The sequence below is a fragment of the Streptomyces sp. NPDC001204 genome (assembly GCF_053598035.1).
This window is the reverse complement of the sequence record NZ_JBSFJL010000005.1, coordinates 18,800-34,722: the sequence shown is the minus strand read 5'-3', so window position 1 is coordinate 34,722 and position 15,923 is coordinate 18,800. Positions and strand designations below refer to the sequence as shown.

Sequence of the window (15,923 nt, the reverse complement as noted above, 5' to 3'; positions counted from 1 at the left end):
ACCCGTCGGGGGTGTGGTGGCCGGTGCCGCCGCACCCCCGTCGGCGTTCGGCGCCGAGCAAGGAGCACGGCGGTCGGCCGCGCACACGAGCCGCCGCACGGCGCACGCCACCGCGCACCTGGAGCACCGGCGTGCGTCCCGCTTGACCGGCTGGCGCCCAGTCTGTTGCATACATTCTGTGATCGTGCACCGTGCTCCGGCTTCCTGTTCACCTGTGACCCCCAGGACACCACTGCTGGCAGGGGGCGCCGCGCCGTGGACCCGGTGATCGTTGTCGGAGCGGGGCCCGTCGGGCTCACGCTCGCCCTGGCGCTGGCGCGTCAGGAGGTGCCGTCCGTCGTGCTCGACGAGGGACCCGGCACGGACGCGCCGCGTGCCGCGCGCACGGTCGTCCTGCGCGAGGACACCGCCGCGCTCGTGGAGCGTCTGGCCGGTGCGCCGCTCGGCGGGGCCGGGCACCGTTGGGCCGGATGGCGGTCGCTGCGGCGCAAACAGGTGATGCGCGAGATCACCTTCGACGACGCCGAACTCGCGCCGCTGCACATCGCCCAGCACGTGCTGACCGGCGCCCTGCGCGCGGCCGTCGCCCACGAACCGCTGGTCGAACTCGCCGTGGACAGCCGCCTCGACAGCATGGAGCAGGAGTCCACGGGGGTCACCGTCCACACCCGCGGCCCGGGCGGGACATGGTGGCGCGGCAGTTACCTGGTCGGCTGCGACGGCCCGCGTTCGACCGTGCGCAAGCTCCAGGACATCCGCTTCCCCGGCCGTACGGCCGTCGAACGGCACGCCGTCGCCGCGGTGCGCACCGAACTGCCCCGGCCCGGCGAAGCGTTCCTCCACCGGCTGCCGCCGTGGCGGACGACCGGCCCCTTCGCCGGGGAGATCGCCGCCCGTCCGCTCCCGGACGAGGTGTGGCGGCTGGACTGGCTGCTGCCGCCCGGCAAGGACCTGGTCACACCCGAACTGCTGCTCGCCCGCATCCGGGAGACCCTCGCCGGCTGGACCGGCGAAACCTCGCCGTCGTACGAACTCCTGGACACCGGAGTCCACACGGTCCACCACCGGGTGGCCCGCCGCTGGCGCGCCGGGCGGGTCTTCCTCGCCGGGGACGCGGCCCACCTGCTGGGCGCGCTCGGCACCCAGGGTCTCGACGAGGGCCTGCGGGACGCCGACAACCTCGCCTGGAAGCTGGCGCCGGCCTGGCACCACGGGCCGCACGAGGGGCTGCTGGACAGCTACCAGACCGAACGGCGCGCGATCGTCGCCGCCCGGCTACGCGCCGCCGACCAGCTGCTGCCGGTGCTGCGCGGGGGCGGCGGACTGCGGTCCCTGGTGCCCGGGTCCGGCCGTGGACACGACGCCCTGCTGATGGACGGCCATCTGGGGCGCGGGGCGCTGGGCGCGCCGGGGGCGTACACGGACTCGCCGCTCACTCCCCCGCCCCTCGACGGTGAGATCCTCGTGGACACACCGGCCGGCGCTCCGGTCGCCGACGTGCTGGTGACTGCGGAGGACGGCTCCTTCGTGCCGCTGAGGGACCGGCTGGGCCACGGCACGCTGCTCGTGGTGCTGATCGCGCCGGGCACGGGTGTGTGGGAGCGCCGGCACTGGGTGGGCGCCGGCATCATGCCCCGGCTGGCCGCCGCGGTGACCGCGCTGCCGCACCCCGCCGAGCTGCTGGTCGCCGAGAGCTACCCGGGCGCCGCTCCCCACACCGTCCTCCTGGTACGGCCCGACGGGCACCTGGTCACCGCGCTGAGCGGGGTGCGCCCGGCCGACCTGTACACCGCGGCGGAGACGGCGCTGGGCGGCGCCGGACACGCCGAGGACCGTGCCGGGGCGGGCGCACGCTGACCGCGGAGCCCTGTGGACCGTACGCGCCGTGCGGTCCACAGGGTGGCGGCGAGTTGACCGGCCGGTACCGCCGTGGTCTACTCCGGAACGTGACCGACACCGATGTGCGCCTGTGGCGGAGGGTCCACATGGACCTCGTCCGCTATGCGGGCTGCGTGTGTCGTCCGGCCTGTTGAACTCGCCTTCCCTCCCCCGGCGCGCCGCCTCATCCGCACACTCCCGTACGTCCTTCGCCCGTACCCTGTGCCGCCGCGCGCCTTTCGCGAACGCTCCTCAGGACGGTGCACGTGTCTGTCTCGCCCCTCGGCCCCTCGCTCCCCGACCTCTCCCCTGACACCTCCTCACCCGCCGCGTCCGCGCCCTCCGTACGGGCCCCGACCCAGGCGGAACTCCTCGACTTCGTACGGCGCGCCGCCGCCGACACCGCGCTGATCGCCTCGCTTCCGCTCGACCCGGAGGGCCGCACCTGGGTGCGCCTGGAGGGGCCCGGCGGCAGCGAGGCCTGGCTGATCGGCTGGCCGCCCGGCACCGGCACGGGCTGGCACGACCACGCCGACTCGGCGGGCGCCTTCGTCACCGCGGCGGGCGAGCTGAAGGAGAACTCGCTCGCGGCCCGGCTGCCCACCGACGGCTGGAAGACCCTCGAACTCACCGAGGGGGTGGACCGCGAACGACGGCTCCCGGCGGGGCGGGGCCGCTCCTTCGGCCGCCACCACGTGCACGAGGTGCTCAACGAGTCCACCGACCGGCACGCCGTCTCCGTGCACGCCTACCATCCGCCGCTGCCCCGCATCCGCCGCTACAGCCGCACCGGGCAGACACTGCGCCTGGAACAGGTCGAGCGTCCGGAGGACTGGCAGTGAGCACACCCCAACCACCTGTCGGGATCGACGAGTTGCTGGAGCGGATCCGCCAGGGCTACGAGCGCGTCGAGGCGCGCGAGGCGTACGCGGCCGCCCACGCCGGCGACGCGCTCCTGGTGGACATCCGCTACGCGGCCCTGCGCTCGAGGGACGGCCTGATACCGGGCGCCCTCGTCGTGGAGCGCAACGAACTGGAGTGGCGGCTGGATCCGCTGGGCAGCCACCGTGTCCCCGAGGCCACCGGCCACGATCTGCGCGTGGTCGTCGTCTGCAACGAGGGTTACGCCTCGAGTCTCGCGGCCGCTTCACTGCACCAGCTGGGGCTGCTCCGGGCGACCGACCTGGTGGGCGGCTTCCAGGCATGGCGCTCGGCCGGGCTGCCGGTGACGCCGTGGGACGGCCGCGTTCAGTCGTCGTAGAGGGAATCGCACACCAAGCCCGCGCGCTCCCCGTGGTGGTCCGCGCTTCCCGGCGCCGGCCGCCCGGCGGGCGCCGGCTCAGTACCCCTCGTCGGCCAGGAAGTCCGTGTCCTCGCCCTCCTCCTCCAGCGCCTGCCGGACCACGCGCAGGGCCAGGCCCTCGGAGTAGCCCTTGCGGGCGAGCATTCCGGCGAGGCGGCGCAGCCGCTTGTCGCGGTCGAGGCCGCGGGTGGAGCGCAGTTTGCGGGCGACGAGCTCGCGCGCGGTGGCCTCCTCCTGATCGGCGTCGAGCCGGCCGACCGCCTCGTCGATCAGTGCCGCGTCGACGCCCTTGGTCCGCAGCTCCCGAGCGAGCGCGCGCCGGGCCAGTCCGCGCCCGTGGTGCCGGGACTCCACCCAGGCGTCCGCGAACGCGCTGTCGTCGATCAGCCCGACCTCCTCGAACCTGGACAGGACCTCGTCCGCCGCCTCGTCCGGGATCTCCCGCTTGCGCAGGGCGTCCGCGAGTTGCTTGCGGGTGCGCGGGGTCCCGGTGAGCAGGCGCAGGCAGATGGCGCGCGCCCGCTCCACCGGGTCCCCCGGAGGCTCCCCCTGCTCAGCCCTCGGCAAGGAGAAGGTGCCCCCGTCGCTGCCCCCGTCCTCGGCGGACGCCTCGCCGAAGCCGCGCCGGCGGCGTCCGCGTCCACCGTGCGACCCGCCGTCACGCGAGCCTCCCCGGCGCGCACCGCCCACGGGTGGGCCACCCGCGCGCCGCTGTCCGCCGTCGTCCCAGGGCACGCCGGCGTCCGGCTCGGCATCCCCGTGCATGCCGTCTCCGTCCGTGCCCGGGCCGAGCGCGTCCCCGGTGCCCCTCCCCCGTGGGGCACCGAAGGCGGCGTGCTCGTACGCCTGCTCGTGCTCGTACCCGGCCCAGTCGGTTCGCCGTGTCACGGGTCAGCTCTTGGCCGAGGAGGCCTTGGGCTTGGTGGCCTTGGCGGGCGCCGCCTTGGCCGCGTCGTCCGCGGCGGTGGTGACCGCGGCGTCCGCGCCCGGCTCCGCGGCCGGCTCCTGCGGCCGTACGCCGACGCCCAGCTTCTCCTTGATCTTCTTCTCGATCTCATTGGCCAGGTCGGGGTTGTCCTTGAGGAAGTTGCGCGCGTTCTCCTTGCCCTGGCCGAGCTGGTCGCCCTCGTACGTGTACCAGGCGCCGGCCTTGCGGACGAAGCCGTGCTCCACGCCCATGTCGATCAGACCGCCCTCGCGGCTGATGCCCTGGCCGTAGAGGATGTCGAACTCGGCCTGCTTGAAGGGCGGCGCGACCTTGTTCTTGACGACCTTGCAGCGGGTCCGGTTGCCGACCGCCTCCGTGCCGTCCTTCAGGGTCTCGATACGGCGGATGTCGATGCGCACCGAGGCGTAGAACTTCAGGGCCCGGCCACCGGTCGTGGTCTCCGGGGAGCCGAACATCACACCGATCTTCTCGCGGAGCTGGTTGATGAAGATCGCGGTGGTCTTGGACTGGTTGAGCGCGCTGGTGATCTTGCGCAGGGCCTGGCTCATCAGCCGGGCCTGGAGACCCACGTGGCTGTCGCCCATCTCGCCCTCGATCTCCGCGCGCGGGACGAGCGCGGCGACGGAGTCGATGACGATGAGGTCGAGGGCGCCGGAGCGGACCAGCATGTCCACGATCTCCAGGGCCTGCTCGCCGTTGTCCGGCTGGGAGAGGATGAGGTTGTCGATGTCGACGCCGAGCTTCTTCGCGTACTCGGGGTCGAGGGCGTGCTCCGCGTCCACGAACGCGACCTGGCCGCCCGCCTTCTGCGCGTTCGCCACCGCGTGCAGGGTCAGGGTCGTCTTGCCGGAGGACTCCGGTCCGTAGATCTCCACGACTCGGCCGCGCGGCAGGCCACCGACGCCGAGGGCCACGTCGAGCGCGGTCGACCCGGTCGGGATGACCTCGATCGGCTCCTTCGACCGCTCGCCCATGCGCATGACCGCGCCCTTGCCGAATTGTCGTTCAATCTGTGCGAGCGCGGCGTCGAGCGCCTTCTCGCGGTCGGTTCCTGCCATGGGTTCCACCCGGTTTGCTTGAGTCGATCGCTTCACGTCAAAGACGCTAACGCCTGCCACTGACAATGCGCCCCGACGCACGTCCGGCCTGTGGATAACTCAGGCACTTCTCCCCCTGAACCGGGGCGAAATCCCTTCCGTTGAGCCTCGCCGGAGCTTCCATGAGAATGGATGTTCGATTTTCGTGTCAAGCGCACCCGACGGCGCCCCGCCGAGTACGCCCTACCGGGCCCGCCACAGGCGGCGCGCGCGGGCGAGCAGGCCCGGGACCGGGCCGCGTCCGCGGTGGCCGTGGACGCGGGGGTCGTCCGTGACGGCGTACCGCCTCACATAGGCGCCCAGGAAGGCCTGGAGGGTGGCGACCGCGGGAATGGCGATCAGCGCGCCCACGGCGCCGAGCAGGGCGGTGCCGGCGATGACCGAGCCGAAGGCGACCGCGGGGTGGATGTCCACGGTCCTCGCGGTCAGCTTGGGTTGCAGCATGTAGTTCTCGAACTGCTGGTAGACCACCACGAAGACCAGCACCCACAGCGCGTACCAGGGGTCGACCGTGAAGGCGATCAGCATCGGCAGGGCGCCCGCGAGATAGGTCCCTATGGTGGGGATGAACTGCGAGACCAGGCCCACCCAGACACCGAGCACGAGCGCGTACGGCACTCCCAGGGCCTGGAGCAGGACGTAGTGGGCGATCCCCGAGACGAGTGCCATCAGGCCGCGCGAGTACAGGTAGCCGCCGGTCTTGTCGACCGCTATCTCCCACGCGCGCAGCACCTCGGCCTGGCGGGCGGGCGGCAGCAGGGAGCAGATGGTGCGGCGCAGGCGCGGACCGTCGGCGGCGAAGTAGAACGAGAACAGCGCGATCGTCAGCAGCCGGAACAGGCCTCCGAGCACCTGGGCGGACACGTCGAGCACGCCCGCGGCGCTGTTCTGCGCGTACTTGCGCAGCCAGTCGGAGTGGAGCAGTCCCTCCTGCACGTCCACCCGTCTGAGCTCGGTGTGGAACGTGGTGTTGACCCAGTTGATGACGGAGTCGAGGTACTCCGGGAAGCCCTCGACCATCTTGATGATCTGCCCGGCGAGCATCGAGCCGAGCAGCGTCACGAAGCCCGCCGACGCGATCGTCAGAGCGAGGAAGACCAGGAAGGTCGCGAACCCCCGCCGCATCCCGCGGGAGGCCATGCGGCTGACCGCGGGCTCGATGGCGAGGGCCAGGAAGAACGCGATGAGGACGTTGAGGAGCAGGCCGGTCAGCTGGTGGAAGGCCCAGCTGCCGAGCTGGAAGGCGGCGACGAGGCCGATCGCGAGCACCATGGCGCGCGGCAGCCAGCGGGGCATGCGGGCGCCCGGCCCGGCTGCGCCCTCGGCCGGTACCGGAGACCGGGGAGGCGGTGTCGTAGCGAACGGGGATGCGTGCGGGGCCGTCTGCCCGGTCTCGTCAGTGGGTGCCACGGTGCAAGTCTCGCCGACGCCGCCGGCGGCCCGGCACCGGCCCGCGATCCTCGGGTCCGGTCAGTGCCTCTCCCGCGGGACGTTCATGACCTGGCACACCACGCGCCACACGTCCTTCGCGTCCCAGCCGGCCGCCAGCGCCTCGTGCACCGTGCGCCCCCCGAGCTCCGACATCACGTGGTCACGCGCGAAGGTTTCGGCGTACCCCGTGCCGAAGTGCTCCGCCATCCGCTCCCAGAAGACCGTCAACCGCATGATCCCAGTATCCCGCCCCTGCGGGTGACCTCGTTCCGGGGCCACCTGGGGAGACCGCTTTCCGCCCTACGGTCTGACGCATGGCCGAGACCGGAGCTCCCCCTTCTCACCCTTCTCCCCCGCCGCCGGCTTCTCCCCCGCCGCCGCCGGCTTCTCCCCCGCCGCCGCCGGCTTCTCCCCCGCCGCCGCCGGCGTCCTCCCCGCTGTTCCGCGCCGAGCACTTCGTGTGGCTCACCGCGCGCGTGCTGGAGCAGCGGCTGTTCGCGTACCACTTCCTGAACGGCGGCGCGGATCCGGTGGAGACCGCGCTGGACGCCTACCGCAACGAGGACGGCGGATACGGTCACGCGCTGGAGCCCGATCTGCGCGGCCCCGTCAGCCAGCCGCTGCACACCGCGCACGCGCTGCGTGTGCTGGACACCGTCGGCCGCTGCGGCGGACAGCGGGTGGAGCGCGTGTGCCGCTATCTGACCTCCGTCTCCACTCCCGACGGCGCACTGCCCGCGGTCCATCCCGGCCAGCGCGGCTATCCGGCGGCCCCCTTCGTGCCGATCGTGGACGACCCGCCGAGCGACCTGCTGGCCACCGGACCGGTGGTGGGCCTGCTGCACCGCAACGAGGTGTGGCACGCCTGGCTGTTCCGGGCCACCGACTACTGCTGGCAGCGGGTCGAGTCCCTGGCGACCTCCCATCCGTACGAGATCGAGGCGGCCGTCACCTTCCTGGACTCGGCACCCGACCGCACACGCGCACGTGCGGCCGCCGACCGGCTCGGCCGTCTGGTGCGCGACCGGCGCCTGGCGCTGCTGGACCCGGAGCGGCCGGAGGCCTACCCGGTCGCACCGGGCTACGCCCCAGGAGAGCACCACTTCCCGCACGACTACGCGCGGACACCCGGCTCCCTCGCGCGCGCGTGGTTCACGGACGAGGAGATGAAGCGCTCCCTGGACCACCTGGCCGGACGTCAGGAGGAGGACGGCGGCTGGCCGGTCACGTGGCACCAGTGGGCTCCGGGCACCGCGCTGGAGGCACGCCCCATGGTCACGATCGAGGCGCTGCGCACCCTCAGGGCCTACGGCCGGCCCGTCGGCTGAACCGCCACCGGTACGCGCCCCGGCTCACGCCGGCTCACCCCGTCAGGGCCCGCACCCCGGCCGTCACCGCCACGGCCGCCCCGACCACCACCAGGAACGGCGCCCGCAGCAGCAGCGCCACGGCGGCGGCCGCGAGCCCGGCCGCCCGCGCGTCCAGCACGAGCGTGTGCCCGTCGGCGAACGTCTGCTGGGCGGTGAGCGCGGCCAGCAGGGCGACGGGCAGCAGCGCGGCGAGCCGCTTCACCAGCGGCCGTTCCAGGGCACCCGCGGGGACGAGCAGCCCGGCCAGCTTGACGGCATAGCAGCCGACAGCGGTCACTGCCACCGCGATCCAGATGTTCAACGATCTCCCTCTCGTACGTCGTCACGGGCGCCGCCGCCGCGACGGCCCCGCAGGTACAGCACGGCCGGCGCGGCGAACGCGGCCGCCAGGACCGGCACCCCGGCCGGCAGCACGGGCAGCAGACCGAGCCCGAGCAGTACGGCCAGAGCGGCGACGGCCCGCTCGGTGGCGGTCTTCAGCATCGGCGCGAGCAGCGCCAGGAACACGGCCGGCCCGGCCGCGTCCAGACCCCAGGCGTCGGTGTCGCCGAGGGCCTTGGCGCCCAGGGCGCCCAGCAGCGTGGTGAGGTTCCACAGCACGTAGAGGGTGACCCCGGTGACGGTGAAGCCGATCCGCGCGCTGCGCCGCGTGGGCTGGGCCAGCGTCACCGCGGTGGTCTCGTCGATGACCCATTGGGCCGCGAACGGCCGTACCGCGCGCGGGAGGGCCAGCAGCTGCGACAGGCGCAGCCCGTAGAAGGCGTTGCGCACGCCCAGGAAGAAGGCGCCCGCGGCCGCCGTGAACGGGTTGCCTCCGGCCGCCAGCGCCCCCACCAGCGCGAACTGGGAGGCCCCGGTGAACACCAGCAGGCTGAGCGCGCACGTCTGCCAGAGCGTGAGCCCGCTGCCCGCCGAGGTCACCCCGAAGGCGAACCCGGACAGTCCTACGGCGACCCCGACCCCCAGGGCGTCCCGTACGACGGCGGCGTCGGGCTTTCCTCCGTCGTCGGCGCGTATGTCTGCGAGAGCTGTCTGTTCTGCCACGGCGTCGAGGGTAGGAAGAGCCGGGACCTGGAGTCTTGTACGTTCTTGCGCTCGCGCTGGTAGGCCCCCGGGGGCACGCCCACGATCCGGGAGAAGTGCCGGCTCAGATGCGACTGGTCGGTGAAGCCGACGGCGACGGCGGCCTGGGAGGGCGCGGTGCCCGCGTCCAGCAACCGCCTGGCCCGGCGCACCCGGGCGTCGGTCAGCCAGGTGTGCGGCGGCATTCCGTAGGCGTTGCGGAAGGCCCGCAGCAGCGCGAACGGGCTGCTGCCCAGATCGGCCGCCAGTCTCTCCAGGCTCGGCGGCTCGGCCATCCGCTCCTCCAGGACGGCACGCGCGCGTGCCGCGGTCCGCGCCCCCGCCGTCCGTATCTCCCGCTGCGGCAGCGCCCCGCCGTTGAGCCGCAGCAACCGCGTCACGGCGACCCGCAGCAGGGTGTCGGCCGCCAGCGCGTTCCCCTCGTCCGCGGCCCGCAGCACCTGGTGCACCAGGCCGACGGCGTACGGATCGTCGAGCACGGGACGGACGAAGCCCGGCGTCCCGCGAATGCCCGTGGTCTCCCCGGCGATCTCGGCGACCAGCTCCGGCGACGGATACACCGCGCCGTACCGCCATCCCTCGGGCACCGCCGCCCGCCCGGTGTGCGGTGTGTCGGGATTGACCAGCGCCAGCGTCCCCGGGCCCGCGTACTGGTCGGACCCCCCGTGGTGGAACACCTCCACGCCCTCGACGACGGCGGCGATCACGAAGTGCTCGTGGGTGTGCCGCACGAACTCCTTGCGGACGTAGCGGGCCCGCAGCAGATCGACACCGGGCAGTTCCTCGTACTGCCAGTGCCGCGCCCGCTCCTCACCCGCTGCCGCCATACCCCCGATTCTCCGTCGTTGGCGCGGCTCCACCCGTGCGGGGGCCGCCTCGGGCGACCGGGCACGCCCAGGTCGGAGGGCGTTGTCAGTGGCCGGGTGCACGATGGACACATGGTCAGCGACGCACACCGGGCCCTCGACGGCTTCTCCCCCGCGACCCGCGGCTGGTTCACGGGGGCGTTCTCCGCGCCCACCGCGGCCCAGGCGGGGGCGTGGCAGGCCATCGGCGAGGGCTCGGACGTGCTGGTGGTCGCCCCGACCGGCTCCGGCAAGACCCTCGCCGCCTTCCTCGCCGCGCTCGACCAGCTCGCCTCCGCCCCGCCCCCGGCCGATCCGAAGAAGCGCTGCCGGGTGCTGTACATCTCCCCGCTCAAGGCCCTCGCCGTGGACGTGGAGCGCAACCTGCGCAGCCCGCTGACCGGTATCCACCAGGAGTCCGTCCGCCGCGGCCTGCCCGAGCCGGAGGTGAAGGTCGGCATCCGCTCCGGCGACACCCCGGCGGCCGAGCGCCGCGCCCTGTCCACCCGCCCGCCGGACATCCTGATCACCACGCCCGAGTCGCTGTTCCTGATGCTGACCTCGGCCACGCGGGACGCTCTGACCGGTGTGGAGACGGTGATCCTGGACGAGGTGCACGCGGTGGCCGGCACGAAGCGCGGCGCGCACCTCGCGCTGTCCCTGGAGCGCCTGGACGAGCTGCTGCCGAGGCCCGCCCGCCGCATCGGCCTGTCCGCGACGGTCCGCCCGGTCGACGAGATCGCCCGCTATCTGTCGCCCCGCCGCAAGGTGGAGATCGTCCAGCCGGAGTCCGGCAAGGAGTTCGACCTGTCGGTGGTCGTCCCGGTCGAGGACCTGGGCGAGCTGGGCGGATCCCCGGTCGCCGACGGCGGCGACGGGGCGGAGCGGCCCTCGATCTGGCCGCATGTCGAGGAGCGGATCACCGACCTGGTCCAGGCGCACCGCTCGACGATCGTGTTCGCCAACTCCCGCCGGCTCGCCGAGCGCCTGTGCAACCGGCTCAACGAGATCGCCTACGAGCGGGCGACGGGCGAGTCCCTGGACGAACACCACTCCCCCGCCGAGCTGATGGGCGGCTCCGGCGCGGCGCACGGCGCGCCGCCGGTCATCGCCCGCGCGCACCACGGCTCGGTCTCCAAGGAGCAGCGCGCCCTGGTCGAGGAGGACCTCAAGGCGGGCCGGCTCCCCGCGGTGGTCGCCACCTCCAGCCTGGAGCTGGGCATCGACATGGGCGCCGTCGACCTCGTCGTCCAGGTCGAGTCCCCGCCCTCGGTGGCCTCCGGACTGCAACGGGTCGGCCGCGCGGGACACCAGGTCGGCGCGGTCTCCACCGGCGTGGTCTTCCCGAAGTACCGCGGCGACCTGGTCCAGGCCGCGGTGGTCACCGAGCGGATGCGCTCCGGCGCCATCGAGTCCCTCAAGGTGCCCGCCAACCCGCTGGACGTCCTCGCCCAGCAGCTCGTGGCGATGACGGCGATGGACACCTGGCAGCTGGACGACCTGCTCGCCCTGGTCCGCCGGGCGGCGCCGTTCGCCTCACTGCCGGAGTCGGCGTTCACCGCCGTCCTGGACATGCTCGCAGGCCGCTACCCGTCCGACGCGTTCGCGGAACTGCGCCCGCGCGTGGTGTGGGACCGCGTCGCGGGCACGATCACCGGCCGCCCCGGCGCGCAGCGCCTCGCCGTCACCTCCGGGGGCACGATCCCCGACCGCGGCCTGTTCGGGGTGTTCCTCGCCGGCTCGGACCCCAAGAAGGGCGGCGGCCGGGTCGGCGAGCTGGACGAGGAGATGGTCTACGAGTCCCGGGTCGGCGACGTCTTCACGCTCGGCACGAGCTCCTGGCGCATCGAGGACATCACGCGCGACCGGGTCCTGGTCTCGCCCGCGCCGGGCGTGCCGGGCCGGCTGCCGTTCTGGAAGGGCGACCAGCTGGGCCGCCCGCTGGAGCTGGGCCGCGCGGTGGGCGCGTTCCTGCGCGAGGTGGGCTCCCTGCCTGAGGAGGACGCGCGGCTGCGCCTGCTGGCCGCCGGCCTCGACGCGTGGGCCGCGGACAACGTCCTGTCGTACCTGGAGGAGCAGCGCGCCGCCTGCGGGCACGTCCCCGACGACCGGACGATCGTCGTGGAGCGGTTCCGCGACGAACTCGGCGACTGGCGGGTCGTGGTGCACTCCCCCTTCGGCGCCCAGGTGCACGCCCCCTGGGCGCTGGCGCTCGGCGCCCGTCTGTCCGAGCGGTACGGCATGGACGCGCAGGTCATGCACGCCGACGACGGCATCGTGCTGCGCCTGCCCGACGCCGATCTCTTGGGCCTGGACCTGCTCGACCAGGAGCCGGTGAAGGCCGGCCTGGAGTACGACGCGGAGCAGGCGCCCGTCGGGGCCGCGGACGTCACCTTCGACAAGGGCGAGATCGACCAGACCGTCACCGACCAGGTCGGCGGCTCGGCCCTGTTCGCCTCCCGCTTCCGCGAGTGCGCCGCCCGCGCGCTGCTGCTGCCGCGCCGCAACCCGGGCAGGCGCACCCCGTTGTGGCAGCAGCGCCAGCGCGCCGCCCAACTGCTCCAGGTGGCGAGCGAGTTCGGCTCGTTCCCGATCGTCCTGGAGGCGGTCCGCGAATGCCTCCAGGACGTCTTCGACGTGCCGGGCCTGGTCGAGCTGATGGGCGACGTCGAGTCCCGCAAGGTGCGCCTGGTCGAGGTCACCACCCCGGAGCCGTCCCCGTTCGCGCGTTCGCTGCTGTTCGGGTACGTCGCCCAGTTCCTGTACGAGGGTGACTCGCCGCTCGCCGAGCGCCGTGCCGCCGCGCTGTCCCTGGACTCGCGGCTGCTGTCCGAGCTGCTGGGCCAGGCGGAACTGCGCGAACTGCTCGACGCCGAGGTGCTGGTGGAGCTGGAGCGCGAGCTTCAGTGGCTGACCGAGGACCGCCGTGTGAAGGACGTCGAAGGGGTCGCCGACGTACTGCGGCTGCTCGGTCCACTCTCGGAGGCCGAGCTGGCCGAGCGGGGCGCCGAGCCCGGCTGGGCGCGGGAGCTGGCCGGGGCGCGCCGGGCCATCCGGGTCCGGATCGCCGGAGCCGGCCACTGGGCCGCGATCGAGGACGCGGGCCGGCTGCGCGACGCGCTCGGCACCGCACTGCCGGTGGGCGTCCCGGAGGCGTTCACCGAGCCGGTGAAGGACCCGTTGGGCGACCTCCTGGCGCGCTATGCCCGCACCCACGGCCCGTTCACGTCGGCGTCGGCCGCGGCCCGCTTCGGCCTGGGCGTGGCGGTCACCGAGGGCGCGCTCCAGCGGCTCGCCGCGGGCGGCCGTGTCGTACAGGGCGAGTTCCATCCGGCGGGCATCGGCCAGGAGTGGTGCGACGCGAGCGTGCTGCGTAGGCTGCGCCGGCGTTCGCTGGCCGCGCTGCGGCACGAGCTGGAGCCGGTGCCGCCGGCCGCGCTCGCGCAGTTCCTGCCGCAGTGGCAGCACATCGGCAAGGGGCACGGACTGCGCGGCGTCGACGGACTGGTGCGCGCCGTCGAGCAGTTGCAGGGCGCGTCCGTGCCCGCCTCCGCGCTGGAGAAGCTGGTCCTGCCGTCCCGCGTGGCGAACTACACCCCGTCGATGCTGGACGAACTCACCGCGGCCGGCGAGGTGGTGTGGGCGGGCGCGGGCGCGCTGCCCGGAAAGGACGGCTGGGTCTCCCTGTACCTGGCGGACACGGCCCCGCTGCTCCTGCCGCCCCCGCACCCGCTGGAGCCGACCGCGCTCCACCAGTCGGTCCTGGACGCCCTCTCCGGCGGATACGGTCTGTTCTTCCGTCAGATCGCCGACCAGGTCCGCGCGACCACCCACCCCGAGGCCACGGATCCCCAACTGGCCGACGCGCTGTGGGACCTGGCGTGGTCCGGACGGCTCACCAACGACACGCTCGCCCCGATGCGCTCCCTGCTGGGCTCGGGCCGCACCGCGGGATCCACCGCGCACCGGGCCAAGCGCGCGGTTCCGCGCGGGCGTTACGGATCGCTGACGGCCGCCGCCCGCACCGCGTCCCGCAGCGGCCCGCCGACCGTCGCCGGCCGCTGGTCGCTGCTGCCGGTTCACGACCCCGACCCCACCCTGTGCGCCCACGCCCTGGCCCGCACGCTCCTCGACCGGCACGGTGTGGTCACGCGGGGCGCGGTGGGGGCGGAGGGCGTCGAGGGCGGCTTCGCGGCGGTGTACCGGGTCCTGTCCGCCTTCGAGGACAGCGGCCAGGCCCGGCGGGGCTACGTGGTGGAGGGCCTGGGTGCCGCGCAGTTCGCGATGGACGGCGCGGTGGACCGGCTGCGCGCGGTGGCGAACGCCCGTGAGCGGGGCGAGGGCCTGCCCGGCGCGATCTCCGGGGGCGGTGGTCCCGACGGCTTCGGTTCCCCCGACGGCTCCCGGGCCCCCGGTGTCATCGACTCCGGCTTCCCCGCCGCCGAACTCGCCGGCGACCTCGGCGGTGACTTCGGCGGTGACGTCGACTGGCTGGACTCAGTCCGCCCGGCCCCCGGTGACTACGTCTCGCCAAGGGACCTCGCCTCACCGGGTCACGGTGGCCCGAGGGGCGGTGGGCAGGCCTTCCCGTACGGCAACGGCTTCGGCGACCGCCGTGCCCGCACCGCCGGCACCGGACCCCGAGGGGTCGTCCTCGCCGCCGCCGACCCCGCGAACGCCTACGGCGCCGCCCTCTCCTGGCCCGAGCCGCCGACCGGCGCGGGACACAAGCCGGGCCGCAAGGCCGGCTCCCTGGTGGTGCTCGTCGACGGCGAACTGGCGCTGTACATGGAGCGCGGCGGCAAGACGCTGCTGGCCTGGCCGGCCGACCCGGACGGCGCGGCCGGTGACGACCCGCGCCTGCGTGCGGCCGCCGAGGCGCTCGCCGAGGCCGCCCGCGCGGGCTCGCTGGGCACGGTGACGGTGGAGCGGGTCAACGGCGCCTCGGCCCTGACCTCCCCCCTCGGCGCCCTCCTGGAAGGAGCGGGGTTCATAGCGACCCCCCGCGGACTGCGCCTGCGCGCCTGATCCGGGACAGCGGAAGCCGCCCACACGCGCACCCGTACGTGTCGCCCACCCGTACGTGTCACCCTTGACGCATGCCCGAAGGCGACACGGTCTGGCAGACCGCGAGGCGGTTGCACGACGCCCTCGCGGGCAAGGTGCTGATTCGCAGCGACTTCCGGGTGCCGAAGTACGCCACGGTCGACCTCACCGGACGGACCGTCCTGGGCACCGTCTCCCGCGGCAAGCACCTGCTCACCCGTTTCGAGGGCGGCCTCACGCTGCACTCGCACCTGTTGATGGAGGGCGCCTGGAGGGTGTACGGCACCGGCGAGCGGTGGAAGGGCGGCCCCGGCCACCAGATCCGCGCCGTTCTCGGCGCCGCCGACCGCGCGGCCGTCGGCTACCGCCTCCAGGTCCTGGAGCTGCTGCGCACCTCGGAGGAGGACCGCACCGTCGCCCACCTCGGCCCGGACCTCCTCGGCCCCGACTGGGACCCCGACCTGGCCCTGGCCAACCTCCTGGCCGACCCGGGCCGCCCGCTCGGCGAGGCCCTGCTCGACCAGCGCAATCTCGCCGGCATCGGCAACGTCTACAAGAGCGAGCTGTGCTTCCTGCTCGGCGTGACCCCGTGGCTGCCGGTCGGCGTCCTGCCCGCCGACCGCGCCGCGCAGCTGCCCGTCCTGGCCAAGAAGCTTCTGGAGGCCAACCGCGACCGTGTCGTCCGCCGGACCACCGGCATGCGGGGCCAGGACCTGTTCGTGTACGGCCGGGCACCCCGCCCCTGTCTGCGCTGCGGCATCTCCGTCCGGGTGGCCGACCAGGGCGACGGCTCCCAGGAGCGGCCCACGTACTGGTGTCCGAGCTGCCAGGCAGGCCCCGCACCACAGCCTGGCACCGCGCAGAAGTGGCGGGACCGTTATCCCCGCACCACCGGCTGATATCCCCGCACCACCGATTGAC

General features: G+C 73.9%; 14 protein-coding genes. 7 read left to right on the top strand and 7 right to left on the bottom strand.

Annotated elements, in window-relative coordinates; genetic code table 11:
• The first annotated feature begins 255 nt into the window (after positions 1 to 255).
• The 4 genes from ACWC91_RS08985 (at position 256) to ACWC91_RS08970 (ending at position 3,139) form a co-directional block, all read left to right on the top strand.
• Positions 256 to 1,857, top strand: a complete 1,602-nt coding sequence (locus tag ACWC91_RS08985; protein ID WP_450642131.1) for an FAD-dependent monooxygenase — start codon at positions 256 to 258, stop codon at positions 1,855 to 1,857.
• Positions 1,858 to 1,946: 89 nt separating this feature from the next.
• Positions 1,947 to 2,033, top strand: coding sequence for a putative leader peptide (locus ACWC91_RS08980; RefSeq protein ID WP_348638505.1), 87 nt, complete (start codon positions 1,947 to 1,949; stop codon positions 2,031 to 2,033).
• A gap of 111 nt (positions 2,034 to 2,144) precedes the next feature.
• Positions 2,145 to 2,720 carry a cupin domain-containing protein gene (locus tag ACWC91_RS08975; RefSeq protein WP_376503827.1) on the top strand — a complete coding sequence of 192 codons (576 nt, stop codon included), beginning with the start codon at positions 2,145 to 2,147 and terminating at the stop codon, positions 2,718 to 2,720.
• Positions 2,711 to 3,139, top strand: a complete 429-nt coding sequence (locus ACWC91_RS08970) for a rhodanese-like domain-containing protein (protein WP_450642144.1) — start codon at positions 2,711 to 2,713, stop codon at positions 3,137 to 3,139. The genes ACWC91_RS08975 and ACWC91_RS08970 overlap by 10 nt, the downstream gene beginning before the upstream one ends.
• A gap of 78 nt (positions 3,140 to 3,217) precedes the next feature.
• On the opposite strand, the gene recX is transcribed toward ACWC91_RS08970, so the two are convergent.
• From recX to ACWC91_RS08950, 4 genes are all read right to left on the bottom strand, one after another.
• The gene (recX, locus tag ACWC91_RS08965; protein WP_450642132.1) at positions 3,218 to 4,069 is read right to left on the bottom strand and encodes a recombination regulator RecX; all 852 of its coding nucleotides are present in this window, start codon (positions 4,067 to 4,069) and stop codon (positions 3,218 to 3,220) included.
• A 3-nt stretch (positions 4,070 to 4,072) separates the two neighbouring features.
• Entirely contained in the window at positions 4,073 to 5,188 is a 1,116-nt protein-coding gene (gene recA, locus ACWC91_RS08960) for a recombinase RecA (RefSeq protein ID WP_225075950.1), read from the bottom strand.
• 222 nt (positions 5,189 to 5,410) lie between these two features.
• The gene (locus ACWC91_RS08955) at positions 5,411 to 6,637 is read right to left on the bottom strand and encodes an AI-2E family transporter (RefSeq protein WP_450642133.1); all 1,227 of its coding nucleotides are present in this window, start codon (positions 6,635 to 6,637) and stop codon (positions 5,411 to 5,413) included.
• Between the two features lie 60 nt (positions 6,638 to 6,697).
• Positions 6,698 to 6,892: a DUF3046 domain-containing protein gene (locus ACWC91_RS08950; protein WP_225075952.1), complete on the bottom strand. Its 195-nt coding sequence runs from the start codon at positions 6,890 to 6,892 to the stop codon at positions 6,698 to 6,700.
• 80 nt (positions 6,893 to 6,972) lie between these two features.
• On the opposite strand from ACWC91_RS08950, the gene ACWC91_RS08945 reads away from it, so the two are divergent.
• Positions 6,973 to 7,986, top strand: a complete 1,014-nt coding sequence (locus tag ACWC91_RS08945; RefSeq protein WP_450642135.1) for a hypothetical protein — start codon at positions 6,973 to 6,975, stop codon at positions 7,984 to 7,986.
• Between the two features lie 34 nt (positions 7,987 to 8,020).
• On the opposite strand, the gene ACWC91_RS08940 is transcribed toward ACWC91_RS08945, so the two are convergent.
• The 3 genes from ACWC91_RS08940 to ACWC91_RS08930 are packed head-to-tail and all read right to left on the bottom strand — an operon-like array spanning position 8,021 to position 9,938.
• On the bottom strand, positions 8,021 to 8,329 hold the full coding sequence (locus tag ACWC91_RS08940) for an AzlD domain-containing protein (RefSeq protein WP_225075954.1): 309 nt from the start codon (positions 8,327 to 8,329) through the stop codon (positions 8,021 to 8,023).
• Positions 8,326 to 9,072 carry an AzlC family ABC transporter permease gene (locus ACWC91_RS08935; protein ID WP_225075955.1) on the bottom strand — a complete coding sequence of 249 codons (747 nt, stop codon included), beginning with the start codon at positions 9,070 to 9,072 and terminating at the stop codon, positions 8,326 to 8,328. The genes ACWC91_RS08940 and ACWC91_RS08935 overlap by 4 nt, the downstream gene beginning before the upstream one ends.
• Positions 8,973 to 9,938 carry an AraC family transcriptional regulator gene (locus ACWC91_RS08930; protein WP_225075956.1) on the bottom strand — a complete coding sequence of 322 codons (966 nt, stop codon included), beginning with the start codon at positions 9,936 to 9,938 and terminating at the stop codon, positions 8,973 to 8,975. Before ACWC91_RS08930 ends, ACWC91_RS08935 begins: the two co-directional genes overlap by 100 nt.
• A 111-nt stretch (positions 9,939 to 10,049) precedes the next feature.
• On the opposite strand from ACWC91_RS08930, the gene ACWC91_RS08925 reads away from it, so the two are divergent.
• Positions 10,050 to 14,984, top strand: coding sequence for an ATP-dependent helicase (locus tag ACWC91_RS08925; protein WP_450642137.1), 4,935 nt, complete (start codon positions 10,050 to 10,052; stop codon positions 14,982 to 14,984).
• Positions 14,985 to 15,055: 71 nt separating this feature from the next.
• The gene (locus ACWC91_RS08920) at positions 15,056 to 15,901 is read left to right on the top strand and encodes an Fpg/Nei family DNA glycosylase (protein ID WP_450642139.1); all 846 of its coding nucleotides are present in this window, start codon (positions 15,056 to 15,058) and stop codon (positions 15,899 to 15,901) included.
• The last annotated feature ends 22 nt before the right edge of the window (positions 15,902 to 15,923 follow it).